Origin of the sequence: Pigmentiphaga sp. GD03639, assembly GCF_029845405.1 — a bacterium.
Taxonomy (GTDB): Bacteria; Pseudomonadota; Gammaproteobacteria; order Burkholderiales; family Burkholderiaceae_B; genus Pigmentiphaga; species Pigmentiphaga daeguensis.
Genome location: NZ_JAOCLR010000001.1, coordinates 134,523 through 155,457, shown reverse-complemented (window position 1 = coordinate 155,457; position 20,935 = coordinate 134,523). Strand labels below are relative to the sequence as shown.

The following is a 20,935-nucleotide window of genomic DNA, read 5'->3' as shown; positions in this document are numbered from 1 at the left end:
GGATTGCTGCTGCCGGGGAAATCCGATGGAATATAGTCGTTCGCGAGGCCGCCGTAAATTTCACGGCCGCCGCCCCGCCCTTCAGTGCGCGCCGCCCGCATCGACCGGGGCGCCCGCGCCGCGCTTGCCCGGCTTGGCCAGCCAGACCATAGCGGTCAGCACCAGGAAGATGATGGCCGAACCGTAGAAGATGTCGACCACGGACATTGTCAGCGCCTGCCCGTTGATCAGGTTGTTGACCGACGCCAGCGCCTGGTCCGGCGACATGCCCGCGCCCTGCATGCTCGAGAGCGCCTGCGACGTGGCGCCACTGCCGGCGGCGATGTGCTCGGTCAGGTGGGCATGATGCATGGCCGCCCGGTCCTCCCACATCGTCGTCGAGATGGAAGTGCCGAACGCCCCCGCGGTGATCCGCAGGAAGTTCGACAGGCCCGAGGCGCTGGCGATCTTGTCAGGCGGCAATCCGGCCAGGGTCAGCGACACCAGGGGCACGAAAAACGCCGCCATCCCCGCACCCTGGATCACCGTGGGCTCGAGCAGGGTCACGATGTCGGCCTGCGGCGTGAAGTTCGAACGCATGAAGCTGACCGCGGCGAACACGCCGAAGGCGACGGTCACCAGGATGCGGGGATCCGTGCGCGCCAGCATGCGGCCGACGATGGGCGTGAACACGATGGCCAGCAACCCGATGGGCGCGGTCACCATGCCGGCGTCGGTAGCGGTGTAGCCCATCTGCGTCTGCAGCCACAGCGGCAAGAGCACCACGTTGCCGAAGAACACCGCGTAGGCGATCGACAACGTCAGCGCGCCGACGGTGAAATTGCGCCCCGCGAACAGCCGCAGGTCGACGACGGGATGCCGGTCGGTCAGTTCCCAGATGATGAAGAACACGAAGCCGACCACGGCGATGACGGCCAGCGTCACGATGGTGCCGCTGGCGAACCAGTCGAGCTCCTTGCCCTTGTCCAGCATGATCTGCAGCGCCGCGATCCAGACTACCAGCAGCACCAGCCCCATGGTGTCGATGGGCAGCTTGCGGATGGGCGATTCGCGCTTGTGGTAGATGCTCCAGCTCACCCATGCCGCCACCAGGCCGACGGGGATGTTGATGTAGAAGATCCACGGCCACGAATAGTTGTCGGAGATCCAGCCGCCCAGCAAGGGGCCGGCCACGGGAGCCACCAGGGTAGTCATGGCCCACAGCGCCAGCGCCATGCCGGATTTCTCGCGGGGGTAGCTGCCCAGCATCAGGGTCTGCGACAGCGGAATCATCGGGCCGGCCACCAGGCCCTGCAGCACGCGGAACGCGATCAGCGATTCCAGGTTGGGGGCGAGACCGCACAGCCACGACGCGACGATGAACAGCAGCACCGAGGCGATGAACAGCCGCACCTGCCCGAAGCGCATGGTCAGCCATCCCGTCAGCGGCAGCGAGATGGCATTGGCCACCGCGAACGAGGTGATCACCCAGGTACCCTGGCTGGTGCTGACCCCCAGGTCGCCCGAGATGGCCGGCAGCGACACGTTGGCGATGGACGTGTCGAGCACGTTCATGAACACCGCCGCCGACAGGGCGACCGTGCCCAGCAGGCGCTGGCCGCCCTGCAGCGGCGGATGGGCCGCCGCCGGACTGCCGGGCGCGGGGTTCGCGGCGGGCTCGTCGGCCGCCGCCGGGGAAGAAGCGTTGGTCGTCATGGAAGCATCCGTGGCCGGCGCGGCTTTACATCACGCCCGCGCCGTGGCGAGCGACCGTCGTCGCGCCGCCCAGCTCGGCACGGACAGGCGTCGAGATGTGCAGCGGCGAGGTCTTGGCCACCGCGGGCTTGGCTTCGGCCGCGCGGCCGCCCAGGTTCTGGGCGATGGTGGCGGCCACCAGGGCATCGGCATCCTCGCGGGCGTGGTCCATGACCGAGGTCGAGTAGGCGGGCTCGGTGCGCGTCGCCTCGGCCAGCGCGGGGCCGTCGGTAGACGACACGTCCACCGAGACGTTCATGGACAAGCCCACGCGCAGCGGATGCGCCTCGATTTCCTTGGGATCCAGGGCAATGCGCACCGGCACGCGCTGCACCACCTTGATCCAGTTGCCGGTGGCGTTCTGGGCAGGCAGCAGGGCGAACGCACTGCCGGTGCCGGCGCCCAGGCCGGCGACCTTGCCGTGGTATTCGACCTTCGAGCCGTAGACATCCGCCTCCAGCGTGACGGGCTGGCCGATGCGCATGCGGCCCAGTTGCACTTCCTTGAAGTTGGCATCCACCCACACCTGGTCCAGCGGCACGATGGTCATCAGCGAGGCGCCGGGGGCCACGCGCTGCCCCACCTGCGCGCTGCGCTTGGCCACGTAGCCGGTCACGGGCGCGGGCAGCGTGGTGCGCGACAGGTTGATGTAGGCCTCGCGGACCTTGGCCGCGGCGCCCAGGACGTTGGGATGCTGCTCGACGCTGGTGCCGTCGGTAAGCGCGGTATTGGTGGCGAGCTGCTCGCGCGCGGCCACCAGGGCCGCCTGCGCCGAGGCCAGCGCCGACTTGGCGTTGCTGACCGCGGTTTCGGCGTGCAGCAGTTCTTCGCCGCTGACCGCGCCGGACGAGGCGAGCTCCTGCCGGCGCTTGGCATCGTTCTGGGCCTTGGCAAGATCGGCTTTCGCGCGCTCGATGTCGGCCTGGCGCACCGCGATGTTGGCGGTCAGCGCGCCGTTGTTGGCGTACAGCGTGCGCACCTGGCGCACGGTCTGGGCCAGCGCGGCCTGGGCCTGGTCCAGCGCCACCTGCGCGTCGGCCTTGTCCAGCAGGATCAGCGGGTCGCCGGACTTCACGTAGTCGGTGTCATCGGCCTGGATGGCGACGACCGTGCTGGCGATCTGGGGCGTGATCTGCACCAGGTTGCCCTGCACGTAGGCGTCGTCGGTGCCTTCGTAATGGCGGGCCACCAGCGCCCACCAGGCGCCGTAGGCGACGGCGGCCACGGCGAACACGCCTGCGGCGCCCAGCAGCAGTTTCTTGCGGGGGTTCTTGGAAGCTTGTTGTGCGGTTTCCATCTCGTTTTCCCTTGGGCCGCGCAGCGCGCGCGGCATGAACAGGTGTTCGACTCGTTCGGCTAGCGCGTGGCCGCGGCGACCGGCTCCGCCGGACCCGCGGGCAGTTCGGCCCCGCCGCCCAGCGCCTTGGCCAGCGCGACGTCCAGCGTCAGCGCGCGCGCCTTCAGATCGGTATCCAGCCGCGTCTGCGTCAGCACTGCGCTCTGCGCGGTCAGCACGCTCAGGTAGTTGCCCAGGCCCGCGCGATAGCGCTTGACCGCCAGCTCGTAGGCCTGCTCGATGGCCTCGCGGGCCTTGCGCTGCTCGCCGCTCTCGCGGTCCAGCGCGCGGATGGACGCCAGCGTGTCGGCCACTTCGTTGACGGCATGCAACACGGTCTGGTTGTAGGAAGCGATGGCCAGGTCGGTGTCCGCCGCCCTGCCCTTGAGGTTGGCGTTGAGCCGCCCGCCCTCGAAAATCGGCAGGGTGATGGCCGGGCCGACGCCGATGATCTGGCTGCCGGACTTGAACAGATTGCCCAGCCCCAGTGCCGACGTACCGACGAAACCGGCGAGATTGATGTCGGGATAGAACATGGCCTTGGCCGCGTCGACGTTGCGCTGGGCCGATTCGACCCGCCACCGGGCGGCGACGATGTCGGCGCGCCGGCCCAGCAGCGACAGCGGTATGCTGGCGGGCACCTGGGTACCGGGAGACACCAGGGGCACGGGCCGGATGGCCGCGCCGCGCTCGGGACCGGCCCCCGCCAGCGCGGCCAGCTCGTTGCGTTGCAGGGCGATGCTTTCATCGACCTGCGCCAGTTGCGTCCGGGCCTCGGCCAGCGCCGAATCGGCCTGCTTGACCTCCACCTGCGTATCCAGCCCCGAGGCATAGCGCTGGCGGGTCAGGTCGGCCACGCCCTCGCGCTGCCCGATGGCGGCCACGAGCACGTCCCGCTGCGCGAACAGGCGCTGCAGGTTGAAATAGGCCGAGCCCACCGCGCTGGCCAGGATGCCCACCGCCGCCTGGTTCTCCGCCTGCGCCGCCCGGCTTTCGGACAGAGCGGCCTTCAGCAGCGACCCGTTCTTGTTCCAGAAATCCAGCTCATAGCTCACGTTCAACGCCAGCCGCGAGTCGGTGCGCACGCCACCCGCCAGCGGGGCGGGAATGGCGCCATGCTCGGTGTAGCGCTGGCGGGTGGCCGTAAAGGTGCCATCGACCTGGGGCAGGCCATTCGCGCGGGCGGTACCCACGGCGGCCTCGGCCCGCGCCAGCCGCGCCTGCGCGATGACGATGGACGGGCTGCCCGCGATGGCCTGGTCGATCAGGCCGTCCAGTTGCGCATCGCCGTAGCGATGCCACCACTGTTGCACCGGCCACTGCACGTCGGCCTGCGCCATGCCCAGTTCGGGCGCATCGACCAGGCGAGCGTGCGACGCGCCGTCCCGGTCCATGCTGGCGCACGCGGCCAGGGCGGCGACCAGGGGCACTAGCAAGATTTTTCTCATGGAAGCTTACGATCCGCTGAATTTAGTTGTCTAGCCTATTACTGCTTAGGCAGTCATAAAAACGAAACAAGGGCCGCGCCCCGTCGGCCCGGCCTCAGCCGCGCTGGGCGCCGTTGGCCGTCATGCGGCGCAGCAGGGACTTCAATTGCTGGACTTCCTGCTCGGAAAAATCGCGGATGTGCAGGTCGACCGCATCGTGCAGGCGCTGCGGAACCTGCTCGGTGGCGCGCACGCCCTCTTCGGTCAGTTCCAGCTTGATCACCCGGCGGTCCTCCGCGCTGCGCACCCGCCGAATCAACCCCTTCGATTCCAGCCGGTCGAGCATGCGCGTCATCGCGCCGGTGTCCGAACAGGCGCTGCGCGCCAGTTCCGCGGCCGTGTCCCCCCGTCCCATGGCGAGCAGCATCAGCGGGCCCCATTGCATGGCCGTCAGGTCGAGCGCCGTCATTTCGGCGTCGACCGCGCGCTGCAGCGACAAATGCGCCTGCTTGATCAGGTAGCCCACGCTTTCTTCCGGGTCGTAGCGCCGAATCAGCTCGGCCAGCTCCGGAGAAATACGGGGAGACGAAGTGGAATCTGCCATGCCGGCATTATCACTGCATAGGCAATGGTTGTCAATGCAGTAATAGACCCGCTTATATTCCCTGTTGACGATAGGGGTTTCATGGCCGCGCCCGGCGCGGCCGGCATCAGCGCCGCTTGCCCAGCAGCGAGCCAAGCAGGCCGCGGGTCAGGTCGCGCGCGAGCTGGGTGCCCATCGAGCGCACGGCGCTGCGCGCGGCCGACTCCAGCACCCCTTCGCGGCGGCCGCCCCGGGGGCCGGTCGAGCCGAACAGGATGTCGCGCAGGCCATCGGCCAGCCCGCCCTCGGACGCCGGCTGGCCGGGCTGACCGGGCTGGGCCGGCGCCGTAGCGCCACCGGCGGCCGTGCCCGCGCCGCCGGCCCGGGCGGCCAGGATTTCGTAGGCCGATTCCCGGTCGACGGCCTTTTCATAGATGCCAGCCACCAGCGACGACTGGCGCAGCGCCTGCCGCTCGGCGTCGGTGGCCGGACCGATCCGGCTGCCCGGGGCGACGACGTAGGCACGCTCGGTCGGCCCCGGCCGGCCCTTTTCGTCCAGCAGCGAGACCAGCGCCTCGCCCACGCCCAGCTCGGTGATGGCAGCGGCGATGTCCAGGCCCGGATTGGGCCGCATGGTGTCGGCCGCCGATTTCACGGCCTTCTGGTCGCGCGGCGTGAAGGCCCGCAGCGCATGCTGCACGCGGTTGCCGAGCTGGCCCAGCACCGTCTCGGGGATGTCCAACGGGTTCTGGGTGCAGAAATAGACGCCCACGGCCTTGGAACGGATCAGCCGGACCACCTGCTCGATCTTGTCCAGCAGCGCCTTGGGCGCGTCGTTGAACAACAGGTGCGCCTCGTCGAAGAAGAACACGAACTTCGGCTTGTCGGTGTCGCCGGCCTCGGGCAGGTGCTCGAACAGCGTGGACAGCATCCACAACAGGAAGGTCGCGTACAGCGTGGGCGACTGCATCAGCTTGTCGGCGGCCAGGATGTTGACCACGCCGCGCCCCTGGGCGTCCGTCTGCATCAGGTCGTCGATGTTCAGCATGGGCTCGCCGAAGAAGCGGTCGCCGCCCTGCGCCTCGAGCGCCAGCAGCCCGCGCTGGATCGCCCCCACCGAAGCGGCCGAGACGTTGCCGTAGCGCGTCTTGAACTGGGCGGCGTTGTCGCCCACGTATTGCAGCATGGCCCGCAGGTCCTTCAGGTCCAGCAGCAGCAGGCCGTTGTCGTCGGCGATGCGGAACACCATGTTCAGCACGCCGGCCTGGGTGTCGTTCAGGTTCAGCATGCGGCCCAGGAGCAGCGGCCCCATGTCGGAGACCGTGGCCCGCACCGGATGCCCCTGCTCGCCGAATACGTCCCACAGCGTGGCCGGGCTCGCGCCCCAGGCCGGTTCGTCCAGCCCCAGCGACTTGAGCCGCTCCTGCAGCTTGGGCGTGGCCACGCCGGCCTGGGAAATTCCGGTCAGGTCGCCCTTGACGTCGGCCATGAATACCGGCACGCCCTGGCGCGAGAAGGCTTCGGCCATGACCTGCAGGGTGACCGTCTTGCCGGTGCCGGTCGCGCCGGTGATGCAGCCGTGGCGGTTGGCCATGCCGGGCAGCAGGAAAAGCTCGGTGTTGGCGTTCTTGGCGAGGAGAATGGGAGCGGCCATGATGGTTCCGTTGGCAAACTGGGCGTCGGGGGTTGCGGGGATTCTGTGCGCAAGGCCCCGCTCTTGTCAAAAGCCGCGCCAGTCCTGGCTCTTCGCCCCGCGCCGGCAGCTTTCGCAGGGCTGGGACGGTACGCAGTCTGTGGTATTGGCAGCAAGTGGACATTCCTCCCGGAGCCGCCACCTGCCGGTCAAGCTAAAATGCCCCTTTCATCGTTACGATACAAGCGATTTCCATGGCCGGACATAGCAAATGGGCCAATATCCAGCACCGCAAAGGGCGCCAAGACGCCAAGCGCGGCAAGCTGTGGACCAAACTGATACGTGAAGTCACCGTGGCCGCCCGCGCCGGCGGCGCCGACCCCGACACCAACCCCCGCCTGCGCCTGGCGTGGGACAAGGCGACCGACGCCAACATGCCCAAGGACACCATCCAGCGGGCCATCGCGCGCGGGGCCGGCGGAGCCGACGGCGACAACTACGAGGAAGTCCGCTACGAAGGCTATGGCATCGGCGGAGCGGCCGTCATCGTCGACTGCATGACCGACAACCGCACGCGCACCGTGGCCGAGGTCCGCCACGCCTTCGCCAAGCACGGCGGCAACCTGGGCCAGGAAGGCTCGGTCGCCTTCATGTTCAAGCACTGCGGCCAGTTCCTGTTCGCCCCCGGCACGCCCGAGGACAAGATCATGGAACTCGCGCTCGATGCCGGCGCCGAGGACGTCATCACCGACGACGAAGGCGTGATCGAGGTCATCTGTGCCCCCACCGACTACGTCGCCGTCAAGCAGGCCTTCGACGGCGCCGGCATGAAGGCCGAGATGGACGGCATCGTGATGAAGGCGCTCAACGAAACGGCCCTGTCCGGCGAGGATGCCGAGAAAATGCAGAAATTGCTGGACGTGCTGGAATCCCTGGACGACGTCCAGGAGGTCTACACCACGGCGGTCATGGACGAGTCACCCACATGAAGCTTCTCGTCATCGGCTCCGGCGGCCGCGAACACGCCCTGGCCTGGCAACTGGCCAAGGCCGCCAAGACACAGAAGGTGTTCGTCGCCCCCGGCAACGGCGGCACGGCCCTGACCTCGCACTTGCAGAACATTCCCATCACCGACCCGACGCAACTGGCCGACTTCGTCGAGCAGGAGGGCATAGGCCTGACCGTGGTGGGCCCCGAGGCCCCGCTCGCGGCCGGCGTGGTGGACATCTTCCGCGCGCGCGGGCTGAAGATCTTCGGCCCCACCAAGGCCGCCGCGCAACTGGAAAGCTCCAAGGACTTCGCCAAGGCCTTCATGGTCCGGCACGGCATCCCCACCGCCAAGTACCAGACTTTCACCGACCCGGCGCAGGCGCACGCCTACATCGACCAGGAAGGCGCGCCCATCGTCATCAAGGCCGACGGCCTGGCCGCCGGCAAGGGCGTGGTGGTCGCCGGCTCCGCCCAGGAAGCCCATGCCGCGGTCGACGCCATGCTGGGCGACGGCAAGCTGGGCCAGGCGGGCGCGCGGGTGGTGATCGAGGAATGCCTCGAGGGCGAGGAAGCCAGCTTCATCGTGCTGTGCGACGGCAAGCATGTGCTGCCGCTGGCCACCAGCCAGGACCACAAGCGCCTCAAGGACAACGACGAAGGCCCGAACACCGGCGGCATGGGCGCCTATTCGCCCGCCCCCGTGGTCACGCCCGAGCTGCACGGCCGCATCATGCGCGAGGTCATCTGGCCCACCATCCAGGGCATGGCCAAGGACGGCATTCCGTTCACCGGCTTCCTGTACGCCGGGCTGATGATCGGCCCGAACGGCATCAAGGTGCTGGAATTCAATTGCCGCATGGGCGACCCCGAAACGCAGCCCATCATGATGCGCGTCAAGAGCGACCTGCTGGAAGTCTTCGAGCACGCGGTGGCCGGCACGCTGGACCAGGCCAACATCGACTGGGACCGCCGCACCGCGCTGGGCGTGGTCATGGCCGCCCACAACTATCCCGACACCCCGCGCACGGGCGACGTCATCCGCGGCCTGCCCGCCGAGACGCCCGACAGCATGGTTTTCCATGCCGGCACCACCGAAAGCGGCGGCGAGGTCCGGACCAGCGGCGGCCGGGTGCTGTGCGTCACGGCCCTGGGCGACTCCGCCCGGCTGGCCCAGCAGCGCGCCTACGACGTGCTGCAGTCCATCCATTTCGATGGCGCGCAGTACCGCCGCGACATCGGCTGGCGGGCCATCACGCGCCGCAACGCCCCCGCGGAGCCCGGCACGGCATGAAGATAGACACCGCGCTGACCCGCGCCTATTTCACCGGCCTGCAGTCCCGCATCGTCCAGGCCCTGGAGGAAATCGAAGGCGGCCCCTTCCGTTCGGACGCCTGGGAGCGGGCCGAAGGCGGGGGCGGCGTCTCCCGGCTGATCGAGGGAGGCCGGGTGTTCGAACGCGGCGGCGTGCTGTTCAGCCACGTGACCGGCGCCACGCTGCCGCCCTCGGCCAGCGCCCACCGCCCCGAGCTGGCCGGACGCCCCTGGGAAGCCATGGGCGTCTCGCTGGTGATCCACCCGCGCAATCCCTACGTGCCCACGGTGCACATGAACGTGCGGGTGTTCATTGCCAAGTCCGTCCATGCATCGGACGACGATGACGTGTTCTGGTTCGGCGGCGGCATGGACCTGACCCCGTACTACCCCTTCGAGGAAGACGCGGTCCATTTCCACCGTACCTGCAAGGCCGCGCTCGATCCCAGCGGCGGCGATCTCTACCCGCGCTTCAAGAAGTGGTGCGACGAGTACTTCTACCTCAAGCACCGCAAGGAAGCGCGGGGCCTGGGCGGCATATTCTTCGACGACTTCAACGAAGGCGGCTTCGACCACGCTTACGCCGCGACCCGCTCGGTGGGCGATGCCTTCCTGGACGCCTATCTGCCCATCGTGCGCCAGCGCGTGGCGCTGCCCTACGGCGAACGCGAACGCGACTTCCAGGCCTACCGCCGTGGGCGCTACGTCGAGTTCAACCTGGTGTTCGACCGCGGCACGCTGTTCGGCCTGCAATCGGGCGGGCGCACGGAGTCCATCCTGATGTCCATGCCGCCGCTGGCGCAATGGCGCTACGACTGGCACCCCGAACCCGGTTCGCCCGAGGCCCGCCTCTACGAACTGCTGCCCCCCCGGGACTGGGTTTGAGCGCCTCCACGACACCTCGCATCGGTCTTCTGGGGGGCAGCTTCGACCCCATCCACGAAGCGCACCTGACGCTGGCCCGCACGGCGCTCGCCCACCTGGGCGCAGCCTCGGTCCAGCTCATACCCGCGGCCGCGCCGTGGCAGCGCCAGCCCCTGGCCGCCACGGCCGAACAGCGCGCGCAGATGGTCGCGCTGGCCATCGCCGGCCAGCCCGGTCTGGCCCTGAACCGGATCGAGATCGATCGCGGCGGTCCCAGTTACACCATCGATACCCTGCGCGCCCTGGCGGGCGGCACGGGCACGCCGGTTGCTGGAGACGCTCGCTACGTCTGGATCCTGGGCGCGGACCAATTGGCGAATTTCTGTACCTGGAATGAATGGCAGGGCATCGTCGCGCTGGCCGATCTCGCGGTGGCCGGCCGCCCTGGCAACGAGCCCGAGCCGCCCGCTGCGCTGCACGCGGAACTGGCGCGGCACGGGCGCACCCTGCACCGGCTGCCCATGCCCGAGATGGCGATATCCAGCTCCGGCATCCGGCAACGGCTGGCCCGCGGCGAATCGGTCGACGGCCTCGTTCCCCCCGCCGTACTTCGGTACATCACCCAGCATCGCCTGTATCAGGCCTGAATATGGACATACGCAAACTACAACGCGCCGTCGTCGATGCCCTCGAGGACGTCAAGGCGCAGAACATCACGGTGCTGAACACCACCCACCTGACCAGCCTGTTCGACCGCGTCGTCATCGCGAGCGGCACCTCGAACCGGCAGACCCGGGCCCTGGCTTCCAGCGTGAGCGAGAAGATCAAGGCCCTGGGCGGCGAGGTCATCGCCACCGAAGGCGAGGAAACCGGCGAGTGGGTGCTGGTGGACCTGGGCGACATCGTCGTCCATATCATGCAGCCGGCCATCCGCCAGTACTACAACCTGGAAGAGGTCTGGGGCGGCAAGCCCGTCCGGGTGAAGTTGAGTCCCCCCCCTACGCGCTGACGCGCGCCCCCCAGGGGGCGATGCGAGTGGACCGGCAAAGCCGGATCCACCGCATCCTGGGTCTGGACATCTGACTAACGAGGCTTGGGGCATGAAGCTCATCATCATCGCCGTGGGGCATCGCATGCCGGGCTGGGTGGACGAGGCCTATGCGGACTATGCCAAGCGCATGCCGCCCGACCTGCCGATCGAACTGCGCGAGGTGCGGCCGGAGCCGCGCACCACGGGCAAGACCGCCGCGCAGATGCAGGCGCTGGAAGCCCGGCGCATCGAAGCCGCCCTGCCCGCCGGCGGACGCTGGCTGGCCCTGGACGAGCGGGGCCGCGACCTGACCACGATGGACCTGTCCAAACAGATGCAGCAATGGCGCGACGACGGCCAGGACGTCGCCCTGCTGATAGGCGGGCCCGACGGGCTCGACCCCGACCTGAAGCGCCGCTGCCACGGCATGCTGCGGCTGTCCAGCCTGACGCTGCCGCATGGCATGGTGCGCGTGCTGCTGGCCGAGCAACTGTACCGGGCCTGGTCCATCCTGGCCAACCACCCCTATCATCGAGGCGGCTAGGATGAAACCCACCCCCTACCCGCTTACGCGGGCCCCCTCAAGGGGGCGACGCTGGCGGACCGGCAAAGCCGGATCCGCGGCGTCCTGGACCAACCAGCACCCGCTTCATCCGTCACGAAAGGCGCATCGCGCCATGGGGCGCTGACATGCCTCCCATCTACCTCGCCTCGCGCAGCCCGCGCCGCCGGGAACTCCTGGCGCAACTGGGCGTCGAGCACGAATTGCTGCTGCCGCCGCCCTCGAACGGTCCCGACGAGCCGCAGCTACCGGGCGAACCCGCCGCCGACTACGTGCGCCGCACGGCCCGCGAAAAAGCGCTGACCGGCGCCGAACTGCTGAAGCAGCGCAAGCTGGCCGAGCGCCCCATCCTGGCGGCGGACACGACCGTCATCCTGGACGGCGAGGTGCTGGGCAAGCCGGTCGACCGGGACGATGCCCAGCGCATCCTGGCCCGGCTGTCGGGGTCCGAGCACGAGGTGCACACGGCCCTCGCGCTGGTCCATCGCGGCGCGCTGCACGAAGACGTCTCGATCACCCGCGTGCGCTTTCGCGAACTGACGCCGCGCGACATCGCGCGCTATTGCGACACCGGCGAACCCTACGACAAGGCCGGCGCCTACGGCATACAAGGCCTGGGCGGCGTATTCGTGCAGCACATCGCCGGCAGCTTCACCGGCGTGATGGGCCTGCCGCTGTACGAGACGGCGCTCCTGCTGGGGCTGGCCGGCATCGTCCTGCCCTGATCCCGGCCCCGCCGGCACCCGACTCGCGGTAAGCTGCGGATAGTCGCGCACGCCACCGGCACATTCCATGACCGAAGACATTCTCATCAACGTATCCCCCTACGAAACCCGGGTCGCCGTCATCCAGCAGGGAGCCGTCCAGGAACTCCACATCGAGCGCACCTCGCAAAAGGGCTACGTCGGCAACATCTACCTCGGCCGCGTCGCGCGCGTGCTGCCGGGCATGCAAAGCGCCTTCATCGACATCGGCCTGGGCCGCGCCGCCTTCCTGCACATCGCCGACATCCGCGAAAGCCGCCAGGAGCGCGCCCACGGCGGCCACCCCGCCACGCCCATCGAGAAACTGCTGTTCGAGGGCCAGACCCTGATGGTGCAGGTCATCAAGGACCCCATCGGCACCAAGGGCGCCCGCCTGTCCACGCAGATCAGCGTGGCCGGCCGCATGCTGGTCTACCTGCCCTACGATCCCCACATCGGCATCTCGCAGCGCATCGAATCCGAGGCCGAGCGCAACCAGTTGCGCGACCGGGTCCAGCGCCTGGTGCCGGCCGAGGAGAAAGGCGGCTACATCGTGCGCACCCAGGCCGAGGATGCTTCCGACGAGGAACTCGCGGCCGACATCGCCTACCTGGGCAAGCTGTGGGCCATCATGCAGCAGCAGGCCCGCACCAAGGGGGCGCCGTGGCTGCTGCACGAAGACCTCAACCTCGCGCAGCGGGTGCTGCGCGACGTGGTCAGCACCGAGACGGCCTCCATCCAGATCGATTCGCGCAGCAGCTTCACCCGGCTGCTGGCCTGGGCGCGGGAGTTCACGCCCTCGGTCATCGACAAGGTCATGCACTACACCGGCGAACGCCCGCTGTTCGACCTCTACAACGTCGACGAGGAAATCAACCGGGGCCTGTCGCGCCGGGTCGAGCTGAAATCGGGCGGCTACCTCATCATCGACCAGACCGAGGCGCTGACCACCATCGACGTCAACACGGGCGGTTTCGTCGGCGGACGCAACTTCGACGACACCATCTTCAAGACCAATCTCGAGGCGGCGCAGGCCATCGCGCGCCAGTTGCGGCTGCGCAACCTGGGCGGCATCGTCATCCTCGACTTCATCGACATGGAGAACCTGGAACACCGCGAGGCGGTGCTGGGCGAACTGCGCAAGGCGCTGGCGCGCGACCGCACGCGCATCACGCTCAACGGCTTCACCCAGCTGGGACTGGTCGAGATGACGCGCAAGCGCACGCGCGAATCGCTCAGCCACGTGCTGTGCGAATCCTGCCCCACCTGCCAGGGCCGGGGCCAGGTCAAGACCGCGCGCACGCTGTGCTACGAGATCCTGCGCGAGATCCTGCGCGAGGCGCGGCAGTTCAACCCCAAGGAATTCCGCATCCTGGCCGCCCAGGCAGTGGTGGACCTGTTCCTGGAAGAGGAAAGCCAGAACCTGGCGGCGCTGGGCGATTTCATCGGCAAGCCGATCTCGCTGCAGGTCGAGGGTATTTATAGCCAGGAGCAGTACGACATAATTTTGATGTGATGCGGATGTCCTGGATCAAACGGCATGCGCACGCAACCACGGCCTAGGCATGGGCCGGGCTTGAATTCGTGTATCGTGTTCACGAGGCGCTCCTGACAATCGGCATATCCCTTTGCAGCCATCCATGACACTCCCATCCCTGCGCCCCCTCTCCATCGACGACTACGAACCCATCGCCTCGGTGGTCGACGACTGGTGGGGTGGCCGTCCCATGCGCGGCCTGTTGCAGCGCCTGTTCTTCGAGCACTTCCGCGATACCAGCTTCGTCGCCGGCCAGCCCGGGGAAGTGCGCGCCTTCCTGATCGGCTTCGTCTCGCAATCGGAAGCGGGCGTGGCCTACATCCATTTCGTCGGCGTCGACCCCACGCTGCGCGCCGCGGGCCTGGGGCGGGTGCTGTACGAGCGATTCTTCGATACCGTGCGGGCCCGCGGCTGCCGCGAAGTGCGCAGCATCACCTCGCCCGCCAATAGGGGCTCGATCGCCTTCCACCGGCGCATGGGCTTCGAACTGGCGCCCGGAACCGGTGTCGTCGACGGCGTCCCCGTCCATCTCGACCATGCCGGCCCAGGCCAGCATCGCGTGTGCTTCCACAAGCCCATCGCGCCCGCCCTTTCCTGACGAACCCAGCCCGTCTCTCCATGCAAACCGCGCACACCTTCCGGCTCCCCTACAAGATCCACTTCTCGCGCTGCGACCCGGCCGGCATCATCTTCTATCCGCAGTACTTCATCCTGTTCAACGACCTGGTCGAGAACTGGATAGACGCGATCCTGCCCGGCGGCTACCACGGCCTGGTGGGCGAGCGGCGGGTGGGCATGCCGACCGTGCACATCGAATCGGACTTCCGCGCAATCAGCCGCTTCGGCGAGCAGGTGTGGCTGGAACTGGAGGTCACGCGCGTAGGCAACCGCTCGCTCACGCTGGCCTGGCGCTGCGTGGGCACGGACGACGTCGTACGGATGTCGGCGGTCCAAACCCTGGTCACCACCTCGCTGGACACGCACAAATCGATCGCCCTGCCCGACGACCTGCGAACTGCAATAGGGTAGGGGGTGCCCCCCCCTACGCCCTTCGGGCGCCCCCCAGGGGGCGAAACCGGCGGACTGGCAAAGCCAGATCCGCGGTTTCCTGGGTCTAGTTCCTTTATCTTGGGTTGGAGCACCTGTGCTTCGCTGGCTGCCAGCGGTAGCAACGGTGTGACATACCAAGATAAAGGAACTAGACCCAGGATGCGGTGGATCCGGCTCCGCCGGTCCACCCGCATCGCCCCCTGGGGGGCGCGCGTCAGCGCGTAGGGGGGGGGCCCTACCCTCTGAACAATTCGTGCACCTGCGCTCGCAGCCACATGTTGCCGGCGTCCTTGTGGAAGCGGCGCGGCCAGAACTGGTGGACTTCGATGGTGGGGACCTTCAGCGGCACGTCCACCATGCGGATGTCGGCATGCTGCACGCAGACGGTGGCCATGTCGTGCGGCACGGTAGCGATCAGGTCCGAGCTTTCGATGATGGGCAGCAGGCTCGTGAAATGCGAGGTCTCGAGCAGGATCCTGCGCCGCAGTCCCTTGCGCTGGAGATATTCCTCGAACAGGTGTTCCCGCCCCGGCCTGACCGCCGCATGCGGCAAGGCCAGGTATTGCTTGAGCGTGAGCGCATCGCCCACGTCGGGATGGCCGCGGCGCACGATGCAGACGTAGGGATTGCGGAACAGCAGCTGCTGGAACATGCCCGCCTTGTGCAGGTCGGGAAAATAGCCGATGGCCAGTTCGGCCTCGCCCGACTCCAGCGCCTCGGCCGCGGCGTGGCGCGGCATGGCCAGGGTGCGCAGGTTCAGCCCCGGGCCGGCCTGGACGAAACGCGCCAGCAGTTTGGGCACGAAGTTGATCTCGCCGATGTCGGGCGTGATCAGCGTGAAGGTGCGCTCGCTGGTGGCCGGGTCGAAGGTGTGGGCCTGCAGGATCTCGCTCTTGACCGTCTCCATGACGCGGCGCACCGCCGGAGCCAGCGCCAGCGCGCGCGGCGTGGGCTGCATCTGCGCCCCGGTCCGCACGAACAGCGCATCGTTGAACAGCGTGCGCAGGCGGGCCACGGCGGCGCTCATGGCCGGCTGGCTCAGGCCGATGGCCTCGGCCGCGCGCGACACGCTGCGATGCTCCAGCATGGCGTCGAACACGCGCAACAGGTTCAGGTCCACATGACGAATATCCATGGGGTGGATTTTAACTATTCACCCAATCGTCTGGATAGATATTCCTCCGGCCCGTAGACTGCCCGCATCACTCATACGAACGGAGACTCCCATGCCCGGCCTGACCCTGGAACAGGCGAATGCCATCATCGCGGGCGCGCTGGCGCATGCCGCGGGCAAGGGCTACAAGCCCATGGCCGTGGTGGTGCTGGACGCCGCCGGCCATCTGAAGTCGGCCCAGCGCCAGGACGGCGCCAGCATGTTCCGCGTGGACGTTGCCACCGGCAAGGCCTGGGCCGCGGTGGGCATGGACGCCTCCAGCCGCACGCTGGCGCAGCGCGCCAAGGACAACCCGAACTTCTTCGTCACGCTGGCGGCCACCGCGCAAGGACGCTTCCTGCCGCAGACCGGCGCCATCCTGATCCGCGATGCCGCGGGCGCCATCCTGGGCGCGGCCGGCGCCAGCGGCGGCACGGGCGACGAGGACGAGGAAATCTGCATCGCCGGCGTCACGGCGGCCGGCTTGCAGGCGGGCTGACGCGGCACGCATCACGGAGCAATCACCCCATGGCATCTTCCACCATACAAGGGCTGCGTAGCGTGGCCCTGGAAGTCCCCGACCTCGACAAGGCGGAAGACTTCTATACCCGCATCTGGCACCTGGACGTCGTGGCCCGCGAGCCGGACGCTCTGTATTTCCGCGGCACCGGCCAGGACCACCATCTGCTGGCGCTGCACCGCGGCCCGCGAACGGCCATCCGCCACGTCACGCTGCGGGCGCACGACGAGGACGCCTTGCGCGCGGTCGCGCGCGCCGGCATCGAAGCGGGCGGAACGCTGGCAACCCCCATCGGCCCCGTGGCCGATCCAGCGGGCGGCCTGGGGCTGCTGCTGCGCGATCCCGATGGCCGGCTGATCCAGGTCGTGACCGGCGATGCCCGGCACGCCCAGGCAGCCGACGTGCCGGACCGCCCCGTGCGTCTCGCCCATGCTGTCCTGAACAGCGCCGATGTCGCCGCCACCCGGCGGTTCTTCGAGCAGGCGCTGGACTTCCGGCTGGCCGATCTCACCCGCATCATGGCCTTCATGAATTGCAATGCCGACCATCACACGATCGCGGTGGGCATCACCGACAACAACGCGCTGAACCACATCGCCTTCGTCATGCCGGACCTGGAGTCGGTCATGCGCGGCGGGGGCCGGATGAAGGACGCCGGCTACGCGATCGAATGGGGCCCGGGCCGCCACGGCCCCGGCGACAACGCCTTCAACTATTTCATCGGCCCCTTCGGCGAGGTGATCGAATACACGGCGGAGGTGGAACAGATCGACGACGGCTACGTCGCGGGCGGCCCCGATGACTGGAAATGGCCGCCGGGCCGCGTGGACCAGTGGGGCATCTCGCCGCCGCCATCGGCGCGCCTGAAGACCGCGCAAAGCGAAGTGTTCTTCGTACCTTCGTCGGCCTGACCCTTTTCCCGACTCACGGATCCATCATGCGACACCCTCACGCCCGGCTGGCGGGCATGGCCCGTCTCGCCCCGAAGAAACACCCCGCATCCGGAGGCCGGGCATGAACGCCTCCACGCATCCCCTGTACGACGTCGCCATCGTCGGCTTCGGCCCTTCGGGGGCGGTCGCCGCCGGACTGCTGGGCAACCAGGGATTCAAGGTCTACGTCTGCGACCGGCAGCACGACGTCTACGACAAGCCGCGCGCGATCGCGGTCGATCACGAGATCATGCGGGTCTTCCAGCAGCTGGGACTGGTCGATTCCATCTCCCGGTACGTGGAACCCTTCACGCCATCGGAGTACTTCGGCGTGGATGGCCAGCTGATCAAGCGGCTCACGATGGTCGAGCCGCCCTACCCTCTGGGCTACACGCCCTCGAACGTCTTCACCCAGCCTCCGGTGGAACGCATCCTGCGCGACCACGTCCAGCAACTGCCGAACGTGCGCGTCGAACTGGACACCACCCTGCTCGGCCTGGAACAGGACGCCTCGGGCGCCAGGCTGGACGTGGCCCACGCGAACGGCAGCCGCGCCAGCCTGCGCGCGAAGTACGTCATCGGCTGCGATGGCGCCTCCAGCACGGTGCGGGAGCTGGCGGGCATCGAACTGGAAGACCTGGAATTCGACGAACCCTGGCTGGTGGTGGACGTCCTGGCCAACGAACGCGGACTGGCCAAGCTGCCCCGCACCAGCGTGCAGTATTGCGAGCCCGACCGGCCGTGCACGCTGGTGATCGGTCCAGGCAACCACCGGCGCTGGGAAATCTCCCTCAAGCCGGACGAAGATCCCCGTGCCGTCACCCAGCCCGAAGCAACCTGGAAACTGCTCTCGCGCTGGCTGACACCGGAGGACGGCGAGCTCTGGCGCCAGGCAAGCTACCGTTTCCACGCGCTGGTGGCGCGCGACTGGCGCCGCGGACGCGTGTTCGTCGCCGGCGACGCCGCCCACCAGCAGCCCCCCTTCCTGGGCCAGGGCATGTGCCAGGGCATACGCGACGTCGCCAACCTGAACTGGAAACTGGCGGCCGTGCTGCGGCGGACGGTCACGGGCGCCCAGGCCGACGCGCTGCTCGACAGCTACGGCATCGAGCGCAAGCAGCACGTGCGCAGCCTGACCGGGCGCATCAAGGCCATCGGCGCGGTGATCTGCGAACGCGACGAGGCCCGGGCCCGCGCCCGCGACGCGCGCCTGCTGGACGAATGCGGCGGCACGGTACGCGACATGCCGCGCCAGGAAGTCATTCCGCCGCTGGAGCAAGGACTGTTGGCCCGAGCCGGCACTCCCGCCCGCGGCACGCTGTTCCCCCAACCCTGGATCAGGCAGGCGGGTGCCACCGTCCGCCTGGACCACGCGGCGGGAGACGGCTGGTGGCTGGTGCTGGACGCCCGCCATGCGGGAACCGTGCCGCCCCTTCCGCCGGCGTGGGGCATGACCACCCTGGACCTGGGTGCCCTGGCCGAGACCGAAGGCGTGTGCCGGGCGTGGTTCGAGCGTTACCGCTGCACGGCGGCCGTGGTGCGTCCCGACCGCTATGTCTACGGCGTCGCGGCCGATGCGCGCGAACTGGACGCCTTGCTGGACGAACTACGCAGCGCGCTGCATTGACCCATTACGCGAGGAGACAACGATGAACAGAAGACACGCCATCCGGACCCTGGCCACCCTGGCCGCCGTCCCGGCGCTTTCCCCCATGCGGTCGGCGCTGGCGCAGGCCTGGCCCGACAAACCGGTACGGCTGCTGCTGTCGCAGCCTCCCGGATCCGGTCCGGACAACATCGCCCGGCTGTTGTCCGAGCGGCTGTATCCCCGCTGGGGCCAGGCCGTCGTGATCGAGAACAAGCCGGGGGGCCAGAACACGGTGGGCGCGCAGGCTGCCGCCCGGTCGCCCGCCGACGGCTACAACTTTTATTTCGCGACGACCGCGGCGCTGGTCACCAACGCCTTCCTGTTCAAGCAGTTGCCCTATGACCCCGCCAAGGATTTCGTGCCGGTGGCCTTCGTCGCCCGCAGTCCGTTCGGCATCCTGGTCAAGGCCGATTCGCCCATCCGCAGCGTCGAGGAGCTGATCGCCAAGTCCAAGGCCGCCCCGGGCACCTTCACGCTGGGCAACGAGGGGCCGCGCACCTTCGGCGGGATGATCGCCCGCCTGTTCAATGCCCGCTCCGGCGCCCAGGCCAACCTGGTGCCCTACGTGTCGGTGGGCGTTTCCGCACAAAACCTGATGGGCGGGCACGTGGATGCGATCGTTGCCGACGTGGCCTCGACCGCGCAGCTCGCCAGGCAAGGGCGCCTGCGGCTGCTGGCGGTGACCTCGGACAAGCGCCTGGCCGACTGGCCGCAGGTGCCCGCGGTGTCCGAACTGCTGCCCGACTTCGACATGGTGGGCTGGTTCGCCATCGTCGCCCCCGCCGGCACGCCAGCGGCGGCGATCGAGCGGGTCAACCGCGACGTCAATGCGCTGCTGGCCGATGAAGAAGTCGCAGGACGCATCGCCGCCATCGGGCCGATCGCCGCGCCGGGCTACAGCCCCGCGCAGACCGGCGATTTCCTCAGGCACGAGCACGCACGATGGGCCCAGATCACCAAGGAAATCAACATCCTGCCGGAGTGAAACAAGAGCGATCGTAAAACAAAGGGCCCCCGTGCTTGCCGCTGCGCGCCGGCAAGCACGGGGGCCCTTTTTCCGATCACTTCTTCAGGTCGTCGGGAACCTTGCCGCCGTTGTCGGCCAGCTTCTGCATCACCTGTTTGTGCAGCCAGATGTTCATCGAAGCCGAATCGTTGGTATCGCCGCTGTAATGCAGTTCGGTCGCGAGCTGCTTGCGGGCCGCCAGGCTGCTGTCCAGCCCCAGCAGCTTCATCAGGTCGACGATGGACGTCTTCCAGTTGAGCTTCTCGGGATTCTTGGCCGCCATCGCGTTCAGGATGGACTCCACGTCCACCGCCGGCATCGCGGCCGGCGCCGGGACGCCACCGGGCGCGGGCGCGGCCGCAGGAGGCGCCTCCTTGGCTACGGCAGGATGGCTGGATGGGAAAATCTTGTCGAGTATGGCCTTGAAAATGCTCATATCTTCCCCTAATCGTCGTGAATGGCACATGCCTGCGCCGATTGTATAGATCGCCGTCCAGCGCCAAGCCCAGGGATGTAACGGGATGCAATAACTGAGAAACCCGGCCCTACAGCTTGAACCAGCGATCGTTCTCGATCTCGTCGGCGATGCGGATCTCGGCCTCGTCCAGGCATTCCTGCTCGGATTGCGCGGGAATGTCGCGCAGGGCCAGGGTCGGCCCGAGCAGCAGTCGCCTGCCCTCGCTCTGTTCGTAGATCTTGCAGTTGACGTCCCAGGTGCCCGGGCCACGCTGCAGCGGGTCTATCTCCACTTCCAGCACACGGGAAGTGCGATTCGGGCAATATTGGAAAGAGAACATGGCTGGCCCCGCTCCGGTCAGTTCGACCGGGCCACTATAGCGCCGGAAACCTCGCCTGGCCTCATGCAGTGCAGCATGG

At 68.2% G+C, this 20,935-nt stretch carries 22 protein-coding genes; 14 read left to right on the top strand and 8 right to left on the bottom strand.

The genetic code is table 11. From position 1 onward, the window contains the following. Positions 1-81 precede the first annotated feature (81 nt). The 5 genes from N5K27_RS00765 to N5K27_RS00745 form a co-directional block, all read right to left on the bottom strand. A complete protein-coding gene (locus N5K27_RS00765; RefSeq protein ID WP_087841024.1) occupies positions 82-1,695 on the bottom strand; it encodes a DHA2 family efflux MFS transporter permease subunit in 1,614 nt (537 codons plus the stop codon). Positions 1,696-1,720: 25 nt separating this feature from the next. After that, on the bottom strand, positions 1,721-3,031 hold the full coding sequence (locus N5K27_RS00760; RefSeq protein ID WP_279813771.1) for an efflux RND transporter periplasmic adaptor subunit: 1,311 nt from the start codon (positions 3,029-3,031) through the stop codon (positions 1,721-1,723). 59 nt (positions 3,032-3,090) lie between these two features. Further along, on the bottom strand, positions 3,091-4,500 hold the full coding sequence (locus tag N5K27_RS00755) for an efflux transporter outer membrane subunit (protein WP_279814221.1): 1,410 nt from the start codon (positions 4,498-4,500) through the stop codon (positions 3,091-3,093). 112 nt (positions 4,501-4,612) lie between these two features. Then, positions 4,613-5,101 carry a MarR family transcriptional regulator gene (locus N5K27_RS00750; RefSeq protein ID WP_279813769.1) on the bottom strand — a complete coding sequence of 163 codons (489 nt, stop codon included), beginning with the start codon at positions 5,099-5,101 and terminating at the stop codon, positions 4,613-4,615. Between the two features lie 106 nt (positions 5,102-5,207). Beyond that, positions 5,208-6,734 (bottom strand): helicase HerA-like C-terminal domain-containing protein, encoded by a 1,527-nt coding sequence (locus N5K27_RS00745; RefSeq protein ID WP_279813766.1) that lies wholly within the window; start codon positions 6,732-6,734, stop codon positions 5,208-5,210. Positions 6,735-6,967: 233 nt separating this feature from the next. Between N5K27_RS00745 and N5K27_RS00740 the strand changes: the two genes are divergently transcribed. From N5K27_RS00740 to N5K27_RS00695, 10 genes are all read left to right on the top strand, one after another. Beyond that, positions 6,968-7,702, top strand: coding sequence for a YebC/PmpR family DNA-binding transcriptional regulator (locus N5K27_RS00740; protein ID WP_087841019.1), 735 nt, complete (start codon positions 6,968-6,970; stop codon positions 7,700-7,702). After that, positions 7,699-8,994, top strand: coding sequence for a phosphoribosylamine--glycine ligase (gene purD, locus N5K27_RS00735; protein ID WP_279813760.1), 1,296 nt, complete (start codon positions 7,699-7,701; stop codon positions 8,992-8,994). Before N5K27_RS00740 ends, purD begins: the two co-directional genes overlap by 4 nt. Then, a complete protein-coding gene (hemF, locus tag N5K27_RS00730; protein WP_279813757.1) occupies positions 8,991-9,899 on the top strand; it encodes an oxygen-dependent coproporphyrinogen oxidase in 909 nt (302 codons plus the stop codon). The genes purD and hemF overlap by 4 nt, the downstream gene beginning before the upstream one ends. Further along, positions 9,896-10,525, top strand: coding sequence for a nicotinate (nicotinamide) nucleotide adenylyltransferase (nadD, locus tag N5K27_RS00725; RefSeq protein ID WP_254914665.1), 630 nt, complete (start codon positions 9,896-9,898; stop codon positions 10,523-10,525). The genes hemF and nadD overlap by 4 nt, the downstream gene beginning before the upstream one ends. A gap of 2 nt (positions 10,526-10,527) precedes the next feature. After that, complete coding sequence (gene rsfS / locus N5K27_RS00720) at positions 10,528-10,887, top strand: ribosome silencing factor (RefSeq protein WP_087841015.1); 360 nt, start codon at positions 10,528-10,530, stop codon at positions 10,885-10,887. A 91-nt stretch (positions 10,888-10,978) separates the two neighbouring features. Continuing rightward, complete coding sequence (gene rlmH, locus N5K27_RS00715; protein WP_087841014.1) at positions 10,979-11,452, top strand: 23S rRNA (pseudouridine(1915)-N(3))-methyltransferase RlmH; 474 nt, start codon at positions 10,979-10,981, stop codon at positions 11,450-11,452. A gap of 146 nt (positions 11,453-11,598) precedes the next feature. Further along, complete coding sequence (locus N5K27_RS00710) at positions 11,599-12,195, top strand: Maf family protein (protein WP_279813746.1); 597 nt, start codon at positions 11,599-11,601, stop codon at positions 12,193-12,195. Between the two features lie 67 nt (positions 12,196-12,262). Next, positions 12,263-13,729, top strand: a complete 1,467-nt coding sequence (gene rng, locus N5K27_RS00705; RefSeq protein WP_087841012.1) for a ribonuclease G — start codon at positions 12,263-12,265, stop codon at positions 13,727-13,729. A 124-nt stretch (positions 13,730-13,853) separates the two neighbouring features. Beyond that, positions 13,854-14,348: a GNAT family N-acetyltransferase gene (locus tag N5K27_RS00700; RefSeq protein WP_087841011.1), complete on the top strand. Its 495-nt coding sequence runs from the start codon at positions 13,854-13,856 to the stop codon at positions 14,346-14,348. Between the two features lie 20 nt (positions 14,349-14,368). Beyond that, the gene (locus tag N5K27_RS00695) at positions 14,369-14,779 is read left to right on the top strand and encodes a thioesterase family protein (protein WP_279813741.1); all 411 of its coding nucleotides are present in this window, start codon (positions 14,369-14,371) and stop codon (positions 14,777-14,779) included. A 256-nt stretch (positions 14,780-15,035) separates the two neighbouring features. On the opposite strand, the gene N5K27_RS00690 is transcribed toward N5K27_RS00695, so the two are convergent. Continuing rightward, positions 15,036-15,935, bottom strand: coding sequence for a LysR family transcriptional regulator (locus N5K27_RS00690; RefSeq protein ID WP_087841009.1), 900 nt, complete (start codon positions 15,933-15,935; stop codon positions 15,036-15,038). 91 nt (positions 15,936-16,026) lie between these two features. On the opposite strand from N5K27_RS00690, the gene N5K27_RS00685 reads away from it, so the two are divergent. From N5K27_RS00685 to N5K27_RS00670, 4 genes are all read left to right on the top strand, one after another. Then, positions 16,027-16,452 (top strand): heme-binding protein, encoded by a 426-nt coding sequence (locus N5K27_RS00685; protein WP_087841008.1) that lies wholly within the window; start codon positions 16,027-16,029, stop codon positions 16,450-16,452. A 29-nt stretch (positions 16,453-16,481) separates the two neighbouring features. After that, the gene (locus N5K27_RS00680) at positions 16,482-17,384 is read left to right on the top strand and encodes a VOC family protein (protein ID WP_087841007.1); all 903 of its coding nucleotides are present in this window, start codon (positions 16,482-16,484) and stop codon (positions 17,382-17,384) included. Between the two features lie 103 nt (positions 17,385-17,487). Beyond that, on the top strand, positions 17,488-19,032 hold the full coding sequence (locus N5K27_RS00675; RefSeq protein WP_279813736.1) for a bifunctional 3-(3-hydroxy-phenyl)propionate/3-hydroxycinnamic acid hydroxylase: 1,545 nt from the start codon (positions 17,488-17,490) through the stop codon (positions 19,030-19,032). 22 nt (positions 19,033-19,054) lie between these two features. Next, positions 19,055-20,038 carry a tripartite tricarboxylate transporter substrate binding protein gene (locus N5K27_RS00670; RefSeq protein ID WP_165963283.1) on the top strand — a complete coding sequence of 328 codons (984 nt, stop codon included), beginning with the start codon at positions 19,055-19,057 and terminating at the stop codon, positions 20,036-20,038. A 76-nt stretch (positions 20,039-20,114) separates the two neighbouring features. Here N5K27_RS00670 and N5K27_RS00665 read toward each other — a convergent pair whose 3' ends face one another. Beyond that, on the bottom strand, positions 20,115-20,495 hold the full coding sequence (locus tag N5K27_RS00665; protein WP_087841004.1) for a DUF3597 domain-containing protein: 381 nt from the start codon (positions 20,493-20,495) through the stop codon (positions 20,115-20,117). Between the two features lie 109 nt (positions 20,496-20,604). After that, positions 20,605-20,856, bottom strand: a complete 252-nt coding sequence (locus tag N5K27_RS00660; protein WP_130359865.1) for a hypothetical protein — start codon at positions 20,854-20,856, stop codon at positions 20,605-20,607. Between the last annotated feature and the right edge of the window lie 79 nt (positions 20,857-20,935).